Annotated in this window: 16 protein-coding genes and 1 pseudogene; 11 read left to right on the top strand and 6 right to left on the bottom strand. The window is 59.5% G+C overall.

The window, feature by feature from the left end; translation table 11 throughout:
• Positions 1-41 precede the first annotated feature (41 nt).
• Together IEQ42_RS07820 and IEQ42_RS07815 are read left to right on the top strand one after the other, a co-directional pair.
• Positions 42-1,043: pseudogene (locus IEQ42_RS07820) on the top strand (chitinase); the annotation flags it as partial.
• A gap of 153 nt (positions 1,044-1,196) precedes the next feature.
• Positions 1,197-1,799, top strand: coding sequence for an NUDIX domain-containing protein (locus IEQ42_RS07815; RefSeq protein ID WP_210703127.1), 603 nt, complete (start codon positions 1,197-1,199; stop codon positions 1,797-1,799).
• 37 nt (positions 1,800-1,836) lie between these two features.
• Here IEQ42_RS07815 and IEQ42_RS07810 read toward each other — a convergent pair whose 3' ends face one another.
• A complete protein-coding gene (locus IEQ42_RS07810) occupies positions 1,837-2,346 on the bottom strand; it encodes a methylated-DNA--[protein]-cysteine S-methyltransferase (RefSeq protein WP_210703126.1) in 510 nt (169 codons plus the stop codon).
• Positions 2,347-2,497: 151 nt separating this feature from the next.
• Here IEQ42_RS07810 and ggt point away from each other — a divergent pair, with 151 nt between their 5' ends.
• From ggt to IEQ42_RS07795, 3 genes are all read left to right on the top strand, one after another.
• On the top strand, positions 2,498-4,225 hold the full coding sequence (gene ggt, locus IEQ42_RS07805) for a gamma-glutamyltransferase (protein WP_042559831.1): 1,728 nt from the start codon (positions 2,498-2,500) through the stop codon (positions 4,223-4,225).
• 66 nt (positions 4,226-4,291) lie between these two features.
• Positions 4,292-4,831, top strand: coding sequence for a cysteine hydrolase family protein (locus IEQ42_RS07800; protein ID WP_042559830.1), 540 nt, complete (start codon positions 4,292-4,294; stop codon positions 4,829-4,831).
• A 187-nt stretch (positions 4,832-5,018) separates the two neighbouring features.
• The gene (locus IEQ42_RS07795; protein WP_210703125.1) at positions 5,019-6,032 is read left to right on the top strand and encodes a lysozyme inhibitor LprI family protein; all 1,014 of its coding nucleotides are present in this window, start codon (positions 5,019-5,021) and stop codon (positions 6,030-6,032) included.
• Positions 6,033-6,077: 45 nt separating this feature from the next.
• On the opposite strand, the gene IEQ42_RS07790 is transcribed toward IEQ42_RS07795, so the two are convergent.
• Positions 6,078-6,398: a DUF7693 family protein gene (locus tag IEQ42_RS07790; RefSeq protein ID WP_210703124.1), complete on the bottom strand. Its 321-nt coding sequence runs from the start codon at positions 6,396-6,398 to the stop codon at positions 6,078-6,080.
• 173 nt (positions 6,399-6,571) lie between these two features.
• On the opposite strand from IEQ42_RS07790, the gene IEQ42_RS07785 reads away from it, so the two are divergent.
• Positions 6,572-8,017, top strand: a complete 1,446-nt coding sequence (locus IEQ42_RS07785; protein WP_210703123.1) for a SulP family inorganic anion transporter — start codon at positions 6,572-6,574, stop codon at positions 8,015-8,017.
• Between the two features lie 486 nt (positions 8,018-8,503).
• Here IEQ42_RS07785 and IEQ42_RS07780 read toward each other — a convergent pair whose 3' ends face one another.
• Positions 8,504-9,016: a carboxymuconolactone decarboxylase family protein gene (locus tag IEQ42_RS07780; RefSeq protein WP_210703122.1), complete on the bottom strand. Its 513-nt coding sequence runs from the start codon at positions 9,014-9,016 to the stop codon at positions 8,504-8,506.
• Positions 9,017-9,148: 132 nt separating this feature from the next.
• Here IEQ42_RS07780 and IEQ42_RS07775 point away from each other — a divergent pair, with 132 nt between their 5' ends.
• Positions 9,149-9,964: an AraC family transcriptional regulator gene (locus tag IEQ42_RS07775; RefSeq protein WP_210703121.1), complete on the top strand. Its 816-nt coding sequence runs from the start codon at positions 9,149-9,151 to the stop codon at positions 9,962-9,964.
• 3 nt (positions 9,965-9,967) lie between these two features.
• On the opposite strand, the gene IEQ42_RS07770 is transcribed toward IEQ42_RS07775, so the two are convergent.
• Positions 9,968-10,861, bottom strand: a complete 894-nt coding sequence (locus IEQ42_RS07770) for a DMT family transporter (RefSeq protein ID WP_210703120.1) — start codon at positions 10,859-10,861, stop codon at positions 9,968-9,970.
• A 91-nt stretch (positions 10,862-10,952) separates the two neighbouring features.
• On the opposite strand from IEQ42_RS07770, the gene IEQ42_RS07765 reads away from it, so the two are divergent.
• Both IEQ42_RS07765 and IEQ42_RS07760 read left to right on the top strand, forming a co-directional pair.
• Positions 10,953-12,284, top strand: a complete 1,332-nt coding sequence (locus IEQ42_RS07765; protein ID WP_210703119.1) for an aminotransferase-like domain-containing protein — start codon at positions 10,953-10,955, stop codon at positions 12,282-12,284.
• Between the two features lie 81 nt (positions 12,285-12,365).
• On the top strand, positions 12,366-12,752 hold the full coding sequence (locus IEQ42_RS07760; RefSeq protein WP_210703118.1) for a c-type cytochrome: 387 nt from the start codon (positions 12,366-12,368) through the stop codon (positions 12,750-12,752).
• 229 nt (positions 12,753-12,981) lie between these two features.
• On the opposite strand, the gene IEQ42_RS07755 is transcribed toward IEQ42_RS07760, so the two are convergent.
• Both IEQ42_RS07755 and IEQ42_RS07750 read right to left on the bottom strand, forming a co-directional pair.
• On the bottom strand, positions 12,982-13,833 hold the full coding sequence (locus tag IEQ42_RS07755; RefSeq protein ID WP_210703117.1) for an NAD-dependent protein deacetylase: 852 nt from the start codon (positions 13,831-13,833) through the stop codon (positions 12,982-12,984).
• A gap of 88 nt (positions 13,834-13,921) precedes the next feature.
• A complete protein-coding gene (locus IEQ42_RS07750) occupies positions 13,922-14,968 on the bottom strand; it encodes a class I SAM-dependent methyltransferase (protein WP_210703313.1) in 1,047 nt (348 codons plus the stop codon).
• Positions 14,969-15,506: 538 nt separating this feature from the next.
• Between IEQ42_RS07750 and IEQ42_RS07745 the strand changes: the two genes are divergently transcribed.
• Together IEQ42_RS07745 and IEQ42_RS07740 are read left to right on the top strand one after the other, a co-directional pair.
• Complete coding sequence (locus tag IEQ42_RS07745) at positions 15,507-16,346, top strand: HvfB family MNIO-type RiPP peptide maturase (protein WP_210703116.1); 840 nt, start codon at positions 15,507-15,509, stop codon at positions 16,344-16,346.
• Positions 16,339-17,088 (top strand): HvfC family RiPP maturation protein, encoded by a 750-nt coding sequence (locus IEQ42_RS07740; RefSeq protein WP_210703115.1) that lies wholly within the window; start codon positions 16,339-16,341, stop codon positions 17,086-17,088. Before IEQ42_RS07745 ends, IEQ42_RS07740 begins: the two co-directional genes overlap by 8 nt.
• Positions 17,089-17,186 lie beyond the last annotated feature (98 nt).

Genomic DNA, 17,186 nt, shown 5'->3' with positions numbered 1-17,186 from the left:
GCGCAGTGTCGTCAAATTCACAGGTTCTGAAGGATTAGAACATGTCAGATATCGACTTCTCATTGATGCAAAACGCAGCGAGTGATGCCGCTTCGCTGATGCCGGGCATTGCCGGCAAAAAAATCCTCATGGGCTTTTGGCACAACTGGCCAGCGGGCCTGAGCGACGGTTATCGGCAAGGCCGGTTTGCCAGCATCGCTCTGGAGGATGTGCCCAAAGAATACAACGTGGTCGCTGTGGCCTTCATGAAGGGCAGCGGTATTCCGACCTTCAAGCCGTTCAACGTCTCCGATGCCGAGTTCCGTCGTCAGGTCGGCGTGCTTAACAGTGAGGGGCGGGCGGTGCTGATTTCTCTCGGTGGCGCCGATGCGCACATCGAGCTGCATAGCGGTCAGGAGCAACCGCTGGCCAATGAAATCATCCGCTTGGTGGAAACTTATGGCTTTGACGGGCTGGACATCGATCTTGAACAGAGCGCGATTGATTTCGCCGCCAACAAGACCGTCCTGCCGGCCGCGCTGAAACTGGTCAAGGATCACTACGCAGGCCAGGGCAAGCATTTCATCATCAGCATGGCCCCGGAGTTTCCGTACCTGACCACCAACGGCAAGTACGTCGGCTATTTGCAGGCACTGGAAGGCTACTACGACTTCATCGCACCGCAGTTTTACAACCAGGGCGGCGACGGGGTCTGGGTGCCTGAGGCCAATAACGGTGCCGGCGCGTGGATCGCGCAGAACAACGATGTGCTGAAAGAGGACTTCCTCTATTACCTGACTGAAAGTCTGGTGACGGGCACTCGAGGTTTTACCAGGATTGCCGCGGATAAATTCGTCATCGGTCTACCGGCGAACGTCGATGCCGCCGCCACCGGTTATGTCATCGACAAGACTGTGGTGGGCAATGTGCTCAAGCGGCTGGCAATCAAGGGGCATCCTGTCAAGGGTTTGATGACCTGGTCGGTGAACTGGGACAACGGCACCAATAAGGATAGCGTGCCGTATGACTGGGAGTTCAGTCAGCGTTACGGGCCGTTGATTCACGGCGCTCGATTGACCGGGCAGGAGATCGAAGAGACGGTTGCGCATTCCGCTCTTTAGCTGCAAATAAACAAGCCCGGTAGCGCTGCCGGGCTTTTTTAATTGGCGCGATTATTCGACCATGGCGGCCTATCGATGGAAAAAGGATCAGACGTCATGACCGACACAGCCGAGCGGGTCAACATTGTCGACACTCAGGTGTTGTCCCACGATTGGTATCTGCTGAAGAAAATCACCTTCGACTACCAACGCAATAATGGTGAGTGGCAGCGTCAGACGCGCGAGGTGTACGACCGCGGTAATGGCGCTGCCATTTTGCTGTTCAATCGAGAGAAGCGCTCTGTGGTGCTGACCCGGCAGTTCCGCTTGCCGGTGTTCGTCAACGGCCATGACGGTCTGCTGATCGAAGTGGCGGCAGGCTTGCTGGAGGGGGTCGCCCCGGAACAGCGGATTCGCGATGAGGCCGAGGAAGAAACCGGCTATCGCGTACATGACGTGAAGAAGGTTTTCGAGGCCTACATGAGCCCCGGTTCGGTGACCGAGAAACTGCACTTCTTTATTGCCGAGTACGACTCGGCATCGAAGGTCAGTGACGGTGGTGGTCTGGAAGAAGAAACCGAAGAGCTGGAAGTGCTGGAGTGGTCATTCGATGAAGCGCTGGCAGCCTTCCATCAAGGTGAGATCTGCGATGCCAAGACCATCATGCTGCTGCAATACGCGGCGATGAATAACCTGTTCAACGCTCAAGCATCACACTAATTCCTGTGGGAGCAAGCTCGCTCCCACCCCAAGCAGGTCAAAACAAATTTCCCGTGTGACCCGTCTGGCGGAAACCCTCCAGCGTCAACAACCGCTCTTTAGCCTCAAGCCCCCCGGCAAAACCAGTCAACTTTCCCGACGCGCCAATCACCCGGTGACACGGCGCAACAATCGAAATCGGGTTGCGCCCATTCGCTGCGCCCACTGCCCGTACGGCGGTGGGTTTGCCGATCTGTTGGGCAATCTGGCTATAGGTGCGGGTCTCTCCGAACGGAATGGTCAGCAACGCCGCCCAGACCTGTTTCTGAAAATCCGTGCCGACAAAGTCCAGCTCCAGCTCGAAGCAATCGCGCGTCCCGGCAAAATACTCTTCCAGTTGCCGAGCGGTTTGCAGCAGGACCGGATTGTCCGGTGCTTCAGTCATCGGTCCAAGACGCACGCGGTTCGGTCGGTCGTTTTCCCAGAGGATGGCCGCCAGTCGCGAGCCGTTCGCGACCAGCTTGAGCTCGCCAACCGGCGAGGGCAGGGTGATGAAGGTAAACGACATGCGAGCAAACTCCGATTCGGTGCGGCAACAGCGCCCAGCATACTGGCTGATCAGGGAGGCGCAAAACGCAAACCCGACCATACTGCTTCTTGCTCTTGACGCGTTCCCCTCTGTTTTGCACAGACCCTGAAAACAAAAAAGAGATCGACTCATGAAGTACGAACCTTTGGCCAAATCGCTGATAGCGACCACGCTGGCACTCAGCTGTCTCATGGCTCACGCCGCCTCGGTGGCACCGGTTGCCGCGGAAAACGGCATGGTGGTCACAGCGCAACATCTGGCCACGCATGTCGGTGTCGACGTGTTGAAAAGCGGTGGTAACGCCGTGGATGCGGCGGTCGCGGTCGGTTATGCGCTGGCGGTTGTCTATCCCGCTGCGGGCAACCTCGGTGGCGGCGGTTTCATGACCATTCAATTGGCAGACGGGCGCAAGACCTTCCTCGACTTCCGCGAAAAAGCGCCGCTGGCGGCGACCGCCGATATGTACCTCGACAAGGAAGGCAACGTCATCCCTGAGCTGAGTACACGCGGCCATTTGGCCGTCGGCGTGCCGGGCACTGTGTCTGGTATGGAGTTGGCGCTGAGCAAGTACGGCACCAAGCAGCGCAAGGAAATGATTGCCCCCGCCATCAAACTGGCTGAAGACGGTTTTGAGCTGGAACAAGGCGACGTCGAGTTGCTGGAGTACGCCACCGACGTGTTCAAGAAGGACATGCGCGATTCCGGCTCGATCTTCCTCAGCAACGGCGAGCCGATGCAGGTCGGCCAGAAACTGGTGCAGAAAGACCTCGGCAAAACCCTGCGAACCATTTCCGAAAAGGGCGCTGACGGCTTCTATAAAGGCTGGGTGGCCGACGCCATCGTGACCTCCAGCCAGGCGAACAAGGGCATCATCACCCAGGCCGACCTCGACAAATACAAGACCCGCGAACTGGCCCCGGTGGAGTGCGATTACCGCGGCTATCACGTGGTCTCGGCGCCGCCGCCAAGCTCTGGTGGCGTGGTGATCTGCCAGATCATGAATATTCTCGAAGGTTATCCGATGAAGGACCTGGGCTTCCATTCGGCCCAAGGGATGCACTATCAGATCGAAGCGATGCGTCACGCATATGTCGATCGCAACAGCTATCTGGGCGATCCGGATTTCGTCAAGAATCCGATCGAGCACCTGCTGGACAAGAACTACGCGACCAAACTGCGTGACGCCATCCAGCCGCAAAAGGCCGGTGTCTCCGCCGAACTGAAACCCGGCACAGCGCCCCATGAGGGCAGCAACACCACTCACTATTCGATCGTCGACAAGTGGGGCAACGCGGTCTCGGTCACCTACACGCTCAACGACTGGTTCGGTGCCGGTGTGATGGCGAGCAAGACCGGGGTGATCCTCAATGACGAGATGGACGATTTCACCTCGAAAGTCGGCGTGCCGAACATGTACGGCCTGGTGCAGGGCGAAGCCAATGCCATCGCTCCAGGCAAGGCGCCGCTGTCGTCGATGAGCCCGACCATCGTCACCAAGGATGGCAAAGTGGTCATGGTGGTCGGCACGCCGGGCGGCAGCCGCATCATCACCGCGACTTTGCTGACCATGCTCAACGTCATCGACTACGGCATGGGCTTGCAGGAGGCGGTCGATGCGCCGCGTTTCCATCAGCAATGGATGCCGGAAGAAACCAACCTCGAAGACTTCGCCGCCAGCCCCGACACGAAGAAGATTCTCGAGAGCTGGGGCCACAAGTTCGCCGGGCCGCAGGACGCCAACCATATCGCCGCGATTCTGGTTGGCGCACCGTCGCTGGGCGGTAAACCGGTCGGCAAAAACCGCTTCTACGGCGCCAATGATCCACGGCGCAATACAGGGTTGTCATTGGGTTACTGAGAGGCGTAAAAAGGGGGCGGACGCACGTCCGCCCCTGTCTCAAGGACTGATCAAGGAAGGCTCATCATGACCACCGCATTACTGATCATCGACGTCCAGCGCGCTCTGTGCTCGGGCGAATACCAATGCCACGACATCCACCGCGTGATCGACACCATCAACAACCTCAGCAACCGCGCGCGCAAGGCTGGGGTGCCGGTTGTGTTGATTCAGCATGAAGAAAAGGACAGTCCACTGGCCCACGGTGCCGAAGGCTGGCAATTGGCGGAAGGGCTTGAGACGGCCCCGAAAGATCTGCGCGTTCGCAAAACCACCAGGGATTCGTTTTACCAGACCGATCTGCGCAAACTGCTGCCGAGCGAGGATTTCGAGCGTTTGGTGATCTGCGGTCTGCAAACCGATTACTGCGTCAATGCCACCGTGCGCCAGGCCCATCAATTGGGTTACGACGTGGTGCTGGCGGCCGACGCCCATTCCACCGTCGACAACGGCAACATGAGCGCCGAAGACATTATTGGCGAGCACAACAAGGATCTGGCGCACCTGACCGGCTCGGTGGCGCGGATCGATGTAAAACCCGCCGCACAAATCCATTTCCAGCCGTAACCAATGTGGCAGCTGGCTTGCCAGCGATGACAGAGTGTCAGCAAATAAATCAGTGTGCTGACGCCGCGCTATCGCGGGCAAGCCCGCTCCCACAGGATTTCTGTTTGGCCAAAACCGCCGTGTACACCGAGGATTTCCGACGACAGCACAGGCATACTGCCCGCCGTCTGAAGAATGGAATCTCTCGATGTTGCCTTTCAACCCCCGTCACGTTTTGTTGCTGACATCTCTCGCTTTTGCGCCCTTCGTCAACGCCAGCAGTTTCGATTGCGCCAGCGCCAGTAGCAAAACTGAAAAAGCGATTTGTGCCGACGCTTACCTTTCCGAGCTCGACGAAAAACTCGCCCAGCAGTGGCGCTCAAGCCTGGCCAAAGTTGCTGACCCCAAAGCCTTGAAGGCGGATCAACGGCAATGGCTGAAAAGTCGCAACGCCTGTGGCGACTCGGCTGCCTGTTTGCGTCGACAGTACGTTAGGCGTCTGGTCGAACTCGACCACGCCGTTCAGCCCTTTAGTTGGGATGCGACCTGGCAACTCATTCCGCCCGGCCCGTCGACATCTGCGACGGTGGTGACCAAACAGCTTGATGCCACGCACATCAGCGTCGCCATCACGGCGGGTGAGGGGGCCAACTCCGGTGATCTGGACGGCGTTGCAACACTCAAGAACGGTACAGCCTTATACGCTGAAGACGAATGCACCCTCAGCTTCACGCCCATCAACGGCGTGCTGGATATCTCGCAAGTCGGAGCCGGAGGCTATTGCAGTGCCGGAATGGGCGTGTATTACACCGGTCGTTTTGTCGCCTCGCAGCAGCCGTTGACGCTGGAGTACGACATGCTGAGCCTTGGCCTGGCGCGAACGCCGGAGGAAAATCAGGCCTTGCGCACGCTGCTCAAGGACGATTACGAAAAACTGGTGGAATTATCCGGCTCATTGATGACCGCTGAGCCTTCAACCGATGTGCCGGACAGTCAGGTCGTGGAAATGTGGATGCGCGGCTTGGGCGGCAACGGCATCGTCATGCGTTCAAGCGCTGCTCGGTTCTGGGTGCTGCTGCAAACTTACGATGCTCAAGGTAACGCGCGCCTGCGTTACTACACCAACGCGCCACAATGGAAATCGCGCTTGCCTGACGCCCTGCAGGCCTGGAATGAGCGCATGAAAAACCACCAGGATCGCCCCGTGGATTTTATGCCCTGAGGCCGGCGTTCAGCGCTTTCAGCGGCCAGCGCTTTGCAAGATGGATCATTTGTTCGAAGCGCAGGGCTGACCGGACTCAACCAGCATCCGTTCGATCTGCGCCAATTCCCAGGTACTGAGCAGACTCACCGGATCGGTGCCGAAGCGCTGCCAGCTATCGAGCGCACCTTCATCGCCATCGCAGTTGCGGGCGTATTCACAGTGATGCAACCGTTCGCCTTCAAAATCCAGCACAAGGCGCCAGCCGTCGATATCCACCGTGACCAGTCCGGCCTCGGTGCGTGCCTCGCAGCTGAATGCCAGCACGCCCAGCGCAGCCTCGCGCAGTCGCTGGCAAACCTCACGGGCGGTCAGAAATGCAGACATGTTTGGACTCGATGCGTACAGGAACGCGCCAGCATAAGGCGTGAGTTGCAATGTGTCAGGGTATTGCTGGATCGATGTCGGACAATTCCGTAATATCCGCAACCCTCTTTATTCGCTGCACTCTTTTCAGCAAATCCGCGGCCGTGCCCGGCGGCCGCTCAGTCAGGTATGCCATGAAACCGATACGTCTGCGCGCCGATGTCCTGGCCGGACTCACCACCTCGTTTGCCCTGTTGCCCGAATGCATTGCGTTCGCGCTGGTGGCCCACCTCAATCCGCTGATGGGCCTTTATGGCGCTTTCATCATTTGTACGCTGACGGCATTGTTCGGTGGTCGCCCGGGGATGGTCTCCGGTGCGGCGGGGTCGATGGCGGTGGTGATTGTGGCGCTGGTGGTGCAGCACGGCGTGCAATATCTACTGGCGACCGTGTTGCTGGGCGGTTTGATCATGATGGTGTTCGGACTGCTACGCCTGGGCAAATTGGTGCGCATGGTGCCGCACCCGGTGATGCTCGGCTTTGTCAACGGCCTTGCGATCATCATTGCGCTGGCGCAACTGGAGCATTTCAAAAACGGTGAAGACTGGCTCAGCGGTACGCCGCTGTACCTGATGACCGGGCTGGTGGCGCTGACCATGGCCATCGTCTACATCCTGCCGCGCCTGACCCGCGCAGTGCCGCCGGCGCTGGTGGCGATTCTCGGCGTGGGCCTGCTGGTTTATCTGTTCGGCCTGCCGACCCGCACTCTCGGCGACATGGCGCACATCGCCGGTGGTCTGCCGACCTTCGCCTTGCCGGACATCCCATGGAATATGCAAACCCTTGCCATCATCGCGCCGTACGCGATCCTGATGGCGCTGGTCGGTTTGCTGGAAACCCTGCTGACGCTGAACCTTACCGACGAAATCACCGAAACCCGTGGTTACCCGGATCGCGAGTGCGTGGCGCTCGGCGCGGCGAACATGGTCTCCGGCGCGTTTGGCGGCATGGGCGGTTGCGCGATGATTGGCCAGACCGTGATCAACCTCAGCTCCGGTGGTCGCGGGCGTTTGTCGGGCATCGTCGCGGGCGTGTTGATTCTGCTGTTTATCCTGTTTCTGTCGCCCCTGATCGAGCGTATTCCGCTGGCGGCGCTGGTCGGCGTGATGTTTGTGGTGTCGCAGCAGACCTTCGCCTGGGCGTCGTTACGGGTAGTGAACAAAGTACCGCTCAACGATGTGTTGGTGATCATCGCCGTAACCACTATCACCGTGTTCACCGATCTGGCCACGGCCGTGCTGTGCGGCATCATCATCGCTGCGCTGAGTTTTGCCTGGCAGCAGGCTCGTGAGTTGTATGCCGATGAGCATCTGGAAGCCGACGGCAGCAAACTTTATCGACTGCACGGCACGCTGTTCTTCGCCTCGACCACGCCGTTCCTCAACCGCTTTGATCCGGCCAATGACCCGGCGCGGGTTACGCTCGATTGTCAGCATTTGAGTTTTGTCGATTACTCGGCCATCGCCGCGCTGAAAACCCTGCGCGAGCGTTACGCCAAGGCGGGTAAGCATTTGCAGGTGTTTCATTTGTCGGAACGCTGTAAGAAGTTGCTTAAGCGCGCTGGTGTTGATCACGATTGAGGGGGCATATCCGTTGCTGCGGTGATGGCTTCTTGCGGTTCCGCCCTTACGGCGGGTCACCTTTTCCAGACGCCGAAAAGGTAACCCAAAAGGCTTTGCCCTGACGTTCGGCCCACTCGCTGGGGCTCGGGGTTCCTTCGCTCCGGGATCCATCCGGGGCATCGATTTCGGTTTGCTTCGCTGCACCTCCTTTCGATGTTCCCCCCGGATGAATCCCTGCACTCAGCCTCCCGACGGGCCTTCGAGATCAAGAGCTGCACTCGAGCTAACGCTCATTGTGTTGAGTGGTGAAGAGCGACTCGGGTCGGTGTGTTGCTTTGATTTGCTTTTCTTTGGGAATGATCGACTCAAACTCGCGGCCCAGCCACGATACCTTGTGGGAGCTGGCTTGCCAGCGATGACGCCGGCACAGTCAATGTTGATGTTGACCGACCCACCGCCATCGCTGGCAAGCCAGCTCCCCCAGGGTTTTGTGTGTGGCCAGGTTTAGATCGCCGGGAAATCGATATCGGTCAGCGCCACGTTGTTCAGGTAGTTGGTCAGCGTCTGCACGGCGACCAGTGCGATCACTTCAATGATTTTCACGTCGTCGATACCGGCAGCGCGGGCGGCGGCGATTTGTTCATCGCTCAAGTGGCCGCGCCTTTGCGTGAGTTGGCGGGCGAGGGCGGCGTAGGCGTTGAGTTCGCCTTCACGTGCCGCGACGATGTCCTGCGCCGACAGCCCGGCCTTGCCGGCAAACAGGGTGTGCGCCGCCAGGCAATAATCGCAACCGTTAACCTGCGACGTGGCGAGGTAAACCGCTTCTTTCTCCTTGGCGCTCAACGAGGTCTTACCGAGGATGGCCGAGGCTTGTACGTAGGTCTCAAGCGCTACGGGCGCCTTGGCCAAAGTAGTGAAAAGATTGGGCAGGAAGCCGATTTTCTTTTTCACGCCTTCCAGTACCGGGCGGGTGTTGTCGGTGGCGGATTCGAGGCTGATGGCGTTGATGCGGCTCATGGTGATTCTCCGAAGATCCGGTGCGAAGTGCACCGGCGATGGAGGTGATGTTAATCAGCGCTAGTGGTTTTTTGGCGTCAAATCGTCGAGGATATGCGGCAGATCGTCCAGATATTCGCTCGGGAGTTGCCCATGGATCGCCTTTCCACGTTGCTCAGCCATTTCGCTGTGCATGCCGGTACGTTTCACAGCGGCGACTTTTGCGGCGTCAGTGTTCATGAGGGTGAGCCGAGTGGGCACGTGCATCTGTTGCAGGCGGGTGAGTTGCTGCTCAAGCCTGGCAATGAACGCGAGATCCGCATCGATCAGCCGTCGCTGATTTTCTTCCCCCGACCCTTTGCCCATCGCATGATTGCCGACGCGTCCATGGAGACCAGACTGGTCTGCGCAACGCTGACGTTTGACGGCGGTTCGGGTAATGCATTGGCGGCGGCGCTGCCGGATTATCTGGTGCTCGAACTCACAGACATTCCAGAGTTGAGCAGCACTCTGGAATGGCTGTTCAAGGAAGCCTTCGAAGGTCATTGCGGACGTGTGGCGGTGATGGACCGGTTGTTCGAATTGTTGGTGATCCTGTTGTTGCGCCACCTCATCAGTAATCGTGATCAAGCCCCCGGGATGATGGCCGGACTGGCCGATCCGCGCCTGTCCCGCGCCTTGAACCTGATGCATGAACAGCCCGAAAAGCCCTGGAGCGTGGCCGATCTGGCGACGGCTGCCAACCTGTCTCGCGCAGGATTTGCCGAGCAGTTTCACCGCGTTGTCGGGCAGACACCGGGCGATTACCTGCTGAGCTGGCGGGTCAGTCTGGCGCAGAAACGTCTGCGCGAAGGCCGGCCGATTGCGTTGATCGCCCAAGAGGTCGGCTACGAAAGTCCTTCGGCGCTGGCCCGCGCTTTTCGCCGCAAGACCGGCCTCAGTCCTCGGGAGTGGAAGGCCGGGATCTGAGCGTTATTTGGCGAATTTCTTCGCCCCGGCGACACACAAAATCACTCCCGATGTCACCGCAAGCATGCCGATGCTGACCTGTTCATGCAGCAACGTCGCCGCCAGCGCCAGCCCGAAAAACGGTTGCAGCAGCTGCAATTGCCCGACCGCCGCGATGCCGCCCTGCGTCAGTCCGCGATACCAGAATACGAATCCGATCAACATGCTGAACAGCGACACATAGGCCAGACACAGCCACGCCGACAGGCTGATGTTGCTGAACGAGGCGGGCGCCAGCCACAGACTCAGCAACGCCATCAGCGGCAGGGACAAAACCAGCGCCCAGCAGATAACCTGCCAGCCCCCAAGGGTTCGCGACAGCTTGGCGCCTTCAGCGTAACCGAGGCCGCAGACCAGAATCGCTGCGAGCATCAACAAGTCACCGGTGGGCGAAGCAGTCAGTCCCTGGGACAGCGCGAATCCAACCACCAGAGCGCTGCCCAGAATCGAGAAGAACCAGAACACCGGTTGCGGGCGCTCACCGCCGCGCAGCACGCCGAAAATCGCCGTGGCCAGTGGCAGCAATCCTACGAAAACAATCGAATGCGCTGACGTCACGTGCTGCAACGCCAACGCGGTCAGGAGCGGAAAACCCAAAACCACGCCCATCGCGACAATGAACAGCGAGAGCCACTGACTGCGCGCCGGACGCCGCTCGCGAAACAACCACAACAATCCCACCGCCAATACCCCGGCGATGGCCGCACGCACCACGGTAAGAAACACCGGGTCGAACTCCAGCACCGCCAGGCGCGTGGCCGGCAGCGAGCCGCTGAAGATCACCACGCCGATAAAACCGTTGATCCAGCCGCTGGTTTTTTCCAGTGCCGGGTTACCCAGGTTCGAAGTCCGTTCCATACGAGGTCGCGCTCAAAGGTGGGGTTGCGTGGGTTTAATCCTAGGGGCGAGAATCAGGACAATCAAAAAATTGTCATGGATACATCTCCACATGCCACGTTCCCGCTACAAGACCCTCGTTGATACCTATGCGGCAGACATCCGCTCGGGGCGTCTCGCGCCGGGCACGCGACTGCCGACCCACCGGCAACTGGCTGTGAGCGAAGGGCTGGCGCTGGTCACGGCCTCGCGGGTGTACGCCGAGCTGGAGGCAATGGGCCTGGTCAGTGGCGAAGCCGGCCGCGGCACCTTTGTGCGGGAAACCTCGTTGTCGCCGGGGCAGGGCATTGATCAGAAAGATGTCGCGGTCGGCATGATCGACCTCAATTTCAACTACCCGTCATTGCCTGGTCAGGCTGAGCTGTTACGCACGGCGTTGCGCCAATTGGCGCTGTCCGGTGACCTCGAAGCGCTGCTGCGTTATCAACCACACGCCGGCCGCCAGCATGAGCGCGCTTCGGTTGCGCGGCATCTGCTGAGTCGCGGGGTGAGCGTTGAGGCCGGGCAAGTGCTGATCGTCAACGGCGCCCAGCAAGGGTTGGCGGTGACGCTGATGGCACTGCTCAAACCGGGCGATGTGATTGCGGCAGATGCGCTGACTTATTCCGGGTTCAAGGTGCTGGCCGAAGCGCTGCATCTAGAGGTGGTGGCGATTCCGATCGGTGACCACGGGCCGGATCTGGCGGCGCTGGATAAACTCTGTCGCAGCCGCTCGGTGCGCGCCGTGTACAGCATGCCGACCCTGCACAATCCGCTGGGCTGGGTGATGCCGACCGAGCAACGCGAGCAGTTGATATCGATTGCCCGTCAGCATGATCTGACGATCATTGAAGACGCGGCCTACGCCTTTCTGGTGGAAAACCCGCCGCCAGCGCTGGTCGACATGGCGCCGGAGCGCACGGTTTATGTATCGGGACTTTCCAAGAATATCGCCACCGGTTTGCGCGTCGGCTTCATCGCTGCGCCGGAGGCCAAGGTGCCGGCGCTGGAGCGAATCATCCGCGCCACCACCTGGAACACTCCCGGCGTGATGACCGCCATTGCTAGCGCCTGGCTCGACGACGGCACCGTCACCTTGCTTGAAGAACAAAAGCGCAATGACGCCAAGGCTCGTCAGGCACTGGCCGCCGAGTTGCTCAACGGGTTGCCCTATTTCGCACATCCATCCTCGTATTTCTTGTGGTTGCCGCTGCCGGAAGATGTGCGCGCCGATCGGATTGTCATGGAGTTGATGCACGAACAGATTTCGGTCACCAGCGCCGAGCCGTTTTCGGTGGCGACTCATACACCGCATGCGATTCGGTTGGCATTGGGTTCGGTGGATATGAGCGTGTTGCGCCAAGCGTTGATCACCGTCAGAAACGTCGTCGGCGCTTATCTGTAGAACCGTTGGCAAGGGAACAAGCTCCCTGGCCACAAAATGTTAGCCTTGGCGCATTCGCATCAAATCGCTTTGGATCGCCCGATGAAAAACACCGCTTCACTGTCCCTCGCCCTGATACTCACCGCTGGCCTGCTCGGCACAACCGCCCAAGCAGCGGGCGATCCCGAGGCCGGCGCAAAAATCTTCCCGCGCCTGTGCGGCGGCTGCCATCAAGTCGGCGAATCCGCCCGCTCGGGTTTCGGTCCGGAACTCAACGGCATCATCGGCCGCCCGGCCGGGACGTCGGCGAACTATGTGTATTCCGATGCGATGAAAAACTCAGGCGTGACCTGGGACCATGAAACGCTGAAGGCTTACCTGAAAGATCCGAAAGGCGTGGTGCCGGGTACGCGGATGATTTTCTGGGGGCTGAGTGATGAGGAGAAGCTTGAGAATTTGCTGGCGTACCTGCAAACATTTCCGCAATAACGCCAGCTTCTAAAGTGGTATCGAGGCAGTGGCCTGCCAGGCGAATCATTGCATGATCAATTGTTCGCCTGAGCAATACGCCACCGATCCCGAGACATTGCGCAAGGCATTTACCCATGTGTCTGACTTGGTCATGAACAAACTGGTCGATGATCTGAAACAGTAGCCAGCGCCGGACTTTCAAGGGTTGCCTGGGCTGCTGAAGGCTTGTCGCAATGTGCATCAACGCCTACATCGATTCAGTCGTCAGGTGTTGTGTCAGCAAGGGCAGCAGTTGTTCGCAAGCGCCCTCAATCTTCAAATCCAGCAAATCATCCGCCCGTGTCTTGCCCATATTGATCGCAATCAACGGCTTGCCGCGATCAGCGATCACCCGGCACAGGCGAAACGCCGAATAGGCCATTAACGAAGACCCCACCACCAGCATTCCCGCCGCCGTCTGCGCTGCATCCATGGCCCGGGCGGCGGTAGGTTGCGCGACGTTTTCGCCGAAAAATACCACGTCCGGTTTCATCCGCTCGCCCGCACAAAACGGGCAGTGTGGCACCTGAAAGCGTGCTTCGAATGCCGGGTCAAGCAGGGTGTCACCGTCTGGCGCCTGCACTGCATCGACGCCGGCCAGATACGGGTTCTGCCGTTCCATCAGTTGCTGAATCGAATCGCGATTGCTGCGCTGGCCACAATCCAGACACAGCACGCGGTGCAGGCTGCCGTGCAGTTCGATCACATCATGACTGCCGGCCTGATCGTGCAAAGTGTCGACGTTCTGCGTGATCAAGCCGCTGATCTTGCCATGACGCTGCAAACTGGCCAGCGCCTCGTGCGCTGCATTCGGTTTCGCTTGACGCACCCGAGGCCAGCCGAGCATCGCCCGCGCCCAATAGCGGCGGCGTGACTCGGGGGCGGCGAGGAACTCCTGATACATCATCGGTTGCCGGCCACGTCGCACGCCGTCGCTGTCGCGGTAGTCGGGGATGCCCGAGGGGGTGCTGATGCCGGCGCCGGTGAGCACCAGGAAGTCGCCATCAATCATCGCCTGTTGCAGCGTGTCGAGGTGTTCGCGGATCGGGCTGTCGAGCATGGCTGGCATTCCATTAGCGATGATTGCCATGCAGGTTAGCACTGACCTCCGTGATGAGGGAGAGAGCTCCCTCGCCACAGATTCGCGGTTATTTGCGAGCCTCCAGAATCAGGTTGAACGGCGTCTGCGTCGCTCGCCGGAACTGCTTGAATCCGGCCTCGGCAAACACTTTGCGCAAGCGCTTTTCACCGGCCTGCGCACCGAGGCCCAGGCCGACTTCCTGGGACAGCGAGTTCGGCGTGCAAATGAACGTCGATGCTGCGTAGAAAAGCCGTCCCACCGGGTTGATGTTGTCGTCCAGCGCATCGTTGGCGAAGGGCTCGACCAGCAACACCGTGCCGTCGTCCTTGAGCGAGTCGTAGGCATGACGCGCGGCGCCCACCGGATCGCCCATGTCGTGCAGGCAATCGAAATAGCAGATCAGGTCATAGTCATTGCCGGGGTAGTTTTTCGCTGAGCCCTGGAGGAACGTCGCCCGACTGCTGACCCCGCCTTCTTCGGCGCGCTGGTTGGCGACGGTGATCGACGGTGCGTGGAAGTCGTAGCCGACGAAACGCGAGTTGGGATACGCCTGGGCCATCAACACGGTCGAGGCGCCGTGGCCGCAGCCGATGTCGGCGACTTTCGCACCTTTCTCGAGTTTGGCCACGACATCGGTCAACGCCGGCAACCATTCGGCGATCAGGTGGCCTTTGTAGCCAGGGCGGAAAAACCGTTCGGTACCGCTGAACATGCACGGATGGTGATCGCCCCAGGGCAGGGCGCCGTTGCCGCGCATGGCTTTGACCAGTTTGTCCTTGTCGTGGAAAAACGACGCTACCACCCCCAGACCGCCGGCGACGTAAACCGGCGAGTCCTCGACGGCCAGCGCCATGGCCTGTTCTTCTGGCAGGCGAAACTGCCCGTCGCGGTGCTCCATGTAGCCGGAGGCGGCGTGAGCGCTGAGCCATTCGCGTACCAGGCGCGGGTTGCAGGTGGTTTTTGTTGCGAGGGCTTCGGGGCTGATCGGCTGACTGTCGGCCATCGCCCGGTACAGCCCGAGTTCTTCGCCGACGATGACATTGGCCAGCATTGCCGCGCCGCCCATGTCGTTGACCAGTTTGCCCATGAATTCGTTGAGTCGAGCCTCGTCCATCATGTGTGCTCCTGAAACAGGATCACCGTCCGGCGCCGTTGAGCGTCGAGGTATGCGCCACCGGGCGGTGGTCATGGAAACAGGCAGGGCACGGCAAAAGTCCTGCGGCCCCCTCGACTGGGTCATGAATGAGTCTAGCCCGGATTTTTTTATCGACGCGGAGCAAATGTGGGAGCGAGCCTGCTCGCGAAGGCATTGTGTCAGCCGCTGCATTCATTAACGGACACACCGCTATCGCGAGCAGGCTCACTCTTACAACAAAGCTGTATGGATTGAAGAACTGTGATCACCGCTAATCCTTGTGGGAGCTGGCTTGCCAGCGATGAGGTCGGCACTGTCGATAGTGATGTTGGCTGTGCTGACGCCATCGCTGGCAAGCCAGCTCCCACAGGTTTTTTCAGTGCATTCAAAGGGTGGGTATTGCTTTGTATCTCAGGGGCTGGTGGATACATGGGGTGGCAAGTATCGGGTGGGTTGAACACAGCGTCGATACAGCCAACGGTTGAACTGCGTGGATCAACCACCGAGGTCAGCCATCATGCAAACCCCTCATGTATCAAGGCAACCCAGCGTAGGGCTGGGCCTGCGCCGTGGGCTGTTGAAAGATCTGCGAGCCGCCGCCACCGGCGATTTCGACTTTCTGGAAGTCGCCCCGGAAAACTGGATCGGCGTCGGCGGTGCCCACGGCGCGGCATTACGCGAACTGGCCGAGCGTTATCCGTTGTCCTGTCACGGTTTGTCGTTGTCGCTCGGCGGCCCGGCGCCGCTCGACTGCGGTTTTCTGCAGGAAGTGCGGGTTTTTCTCGATCATCACCGCGTTGAGCATTACAGCGAACACCTGAGTTACTGCAGCGACGACGGCCATCTCTACGATCTGTTGCCCTTGCCGTTCACTGAGGAAGCGGTGCACCACGTCGCCGCGCGTATCCGCCAATCCCAGGACATTCTCGGTCGCCGCCTTGCCGTGGAAAACGTCTCCTACTATGCCGCCCCGCGTCAAGACATGGACGAAGTGACCTTCACCAACGCGGTGTTGCGCGAGGCTGATTGCGACCTGCTGCTGGACGTCAACAATGTCTACGTCAATGCCATCAACCACGGTTTTGATCCGCGGGATTTTCTGGCCCGGATCGAGCCGGGCAGGGTGGTCGGGATGCACGTGGCCGGGCATTTCGATGAGTCCGACAGCCTCAAGATCGACACCCATGGCGCCTCGGTGAAACCGCAGGTGTGGTCGTTGCTGGCCGAAGCCTACGCACGGTTCGGCGCACAGCCGACGCTGCTGGAGCGTGATTTCAATTTCCCGGCATTTGCCGAACTGGTCGCCGAGCTACAGACCATTCGCCGTCTGCAAGGCGAAGGAGTTCAGCGTGGATAACCTTGAACGGCAACAACGGGCCCTGACGCGTTATCTGCGTGATCCTGACAGCCACGTACCTCCTGCTGAGATGGATACTGCGCGGGTCAATGTGTACCGCGATCTGCTGTTCAACAATCTTTCGCAATTGTTGAGTGGCACTTTTCCTGTACTGATCCGGATCATCGGCGATCAACGCTGGCAAACGCTGATTCGTGGTTTTTTGCGTGATTACCGTGCGCAAACGCCGAAGTTTTCTGAGGTGGCCGAGGCGTTCCTCGACTATCTCGCCACGCAGCCTGCGGTGTTGAGCGATGGGCCGTGGCCCGCGTTTTTGCAGGAGCTGGCGCATTACGAATGGGTGGAGATGGTCTTGCAGCAATCCGATGCAGATCCCTTGCCCGCGACGGATAAAGGCTTGTTGCTGGAACGGCCATTGCGAATCTCGGCGCTGGCCTGGCCTTTGGCTTACACGTGGCCGGTGCAGTGGCTTGGCCCGGATTATCAGCCTTCAACCGCCCCGGCGCATCCGACGCTGTTACTGGTACGGCGGGAGGCGGATTTCAGCGTGAAGTTTTCGCAGTTGAGCCCGTTGGCCTGGCGGTTGCTGCAGCGGATCGGCGAGTTGCCGTCATGGACCGGGCGTGAACAGTTGCAGGGCTTGGCGCAGGAGGCTGGGCAATTCGCAGACGAGTCGTTCATGGCCAGTGGATTGGCGTTGTTGCAGCAAATGCACGAAGACCGGGTAATCGGTATTACTTGAACACATCAAACCCCCTGTAGGAGCTGTCGAGTGAAACGAGGCTGCGATCTTTTGATTTTGATCTTTAAAAACAACATCAAAAGATCGCAGCGTGCCGC

Source organism: Pseudomonas iridis (assembly GCF_017980685.1).
Lineage (GTDB): Bacteria > Pseudomonadota > Gammaproteobacteria > Pseudomonadales > Pseudomonadaceae > Aquipseudomonas > Aquipseudomonas iridis.
The sequence above is the reverse complement of the archived record's forward strand: the minus strand, read 5'-3'. Positions and strand labels throughout refer to the sequence as shown.

Coding starts and splice junctions, on each gene's coding strand:
- IEQ42_RS07815 (WP_210703127.1), top strand. CDS start 1,197: ATGACCGACACAGCCGAGCGGGTCAACATTGTCGACACTCAGGTGTTG.
- IEQ42_RS07810 (WP_210703126.1), bottom strand. CDS start 2,346: ATGTCGTTTACCTTCATCACCCTGCCCTCGCCGGTTGGCGAGCTCAAG.
- ggt (WP_042559831.1), top strand. CDS start 2,498: ATGAAGTACGAACCTTTGGCCAAATCGCTGATAGCGACCACGCTGGCA.
- IEQ42_RS07800 (WP_042559830.1), top strand. CDS start 4,292: ATGACCACCGCATTACTGATCATCGACGTCCAGCGCGCTCTGTGCTCG.
- IEQ42_RS07795 (WP_210703125.1), top strand. CDS start 5,019: ATGTTGCCTTTCAACCCCCGTCACGTTTTGTTGCTGACATCTCTCGCT.
- IEQ42_RS07790 (WP_210703124.1), bottom strand. CDS start 6,398: ATGTCTGCATTTCTGACCGCCCGTGAGGTTTGCCAGCGACTGCGCGAG.
- IEQ42_RS07785 (WP_210703123.1), top strand. CDS start 6,572: ATGAAACCGATACGTCTGCGCGCCGATGTCCTGGCCGGACTCACCACC.
- IEQ42_RS07780 (WP_210703122.1), bottom strand. CDS start 9,016: ATGAGCCGCATCAACGCCATCAGCCTCGAATCCGCCACCGACAACACC.
- IEQ42_RS07775 (WP_210703121.1), top strand. CDS start 9,149: ATGGATCGCCTTTCCACGTTGCTCAGCCATTTCGCTGTGCATGCCGGT.
- IEQ42_RS07770 (WP_210703120.1), bottom strand. CDS start 10,861: ATGGAACGGACTTCGAACCTGGGTAACCCGGCACTGGAAAAAACCAGC.
- IEQ42_RS07765 (WP_210703119.1), top strand. CDS start 10,953: ATGCCACGTTCCCGCTACAAGACCCTCGTTGATACCTATGCGGCAGAC.
- IEQ42_RS07760 (WP_210703118.1), top strand. CDS start 12,366: ATGAAAAACACCGCTTCACTGTCCCTCGCCCTGATACTCACCGCTGGC.
- IEQ42_RS07755 (WP_210703117.1), bottom strand. CDS start 13,833: ATGCTCGACAGCCCGATCCGCGAACACCTCGACACGCTGCAACAGGCG.
- IEQ42_RS07750 (WP_210703313.1), bottom strand. CDS start 14,968: ATGGACGAGGCTCGACTCAACGAATTCATGGGCAAACTGGTCAACGAC.
- IEQ42_RS07745 (WP_210703116.1), top strand. CDS start 15,507: ATGCAAACCCCTCATGTATCAAGGCAACCCAGCGTAGGGCTGGGCCTG.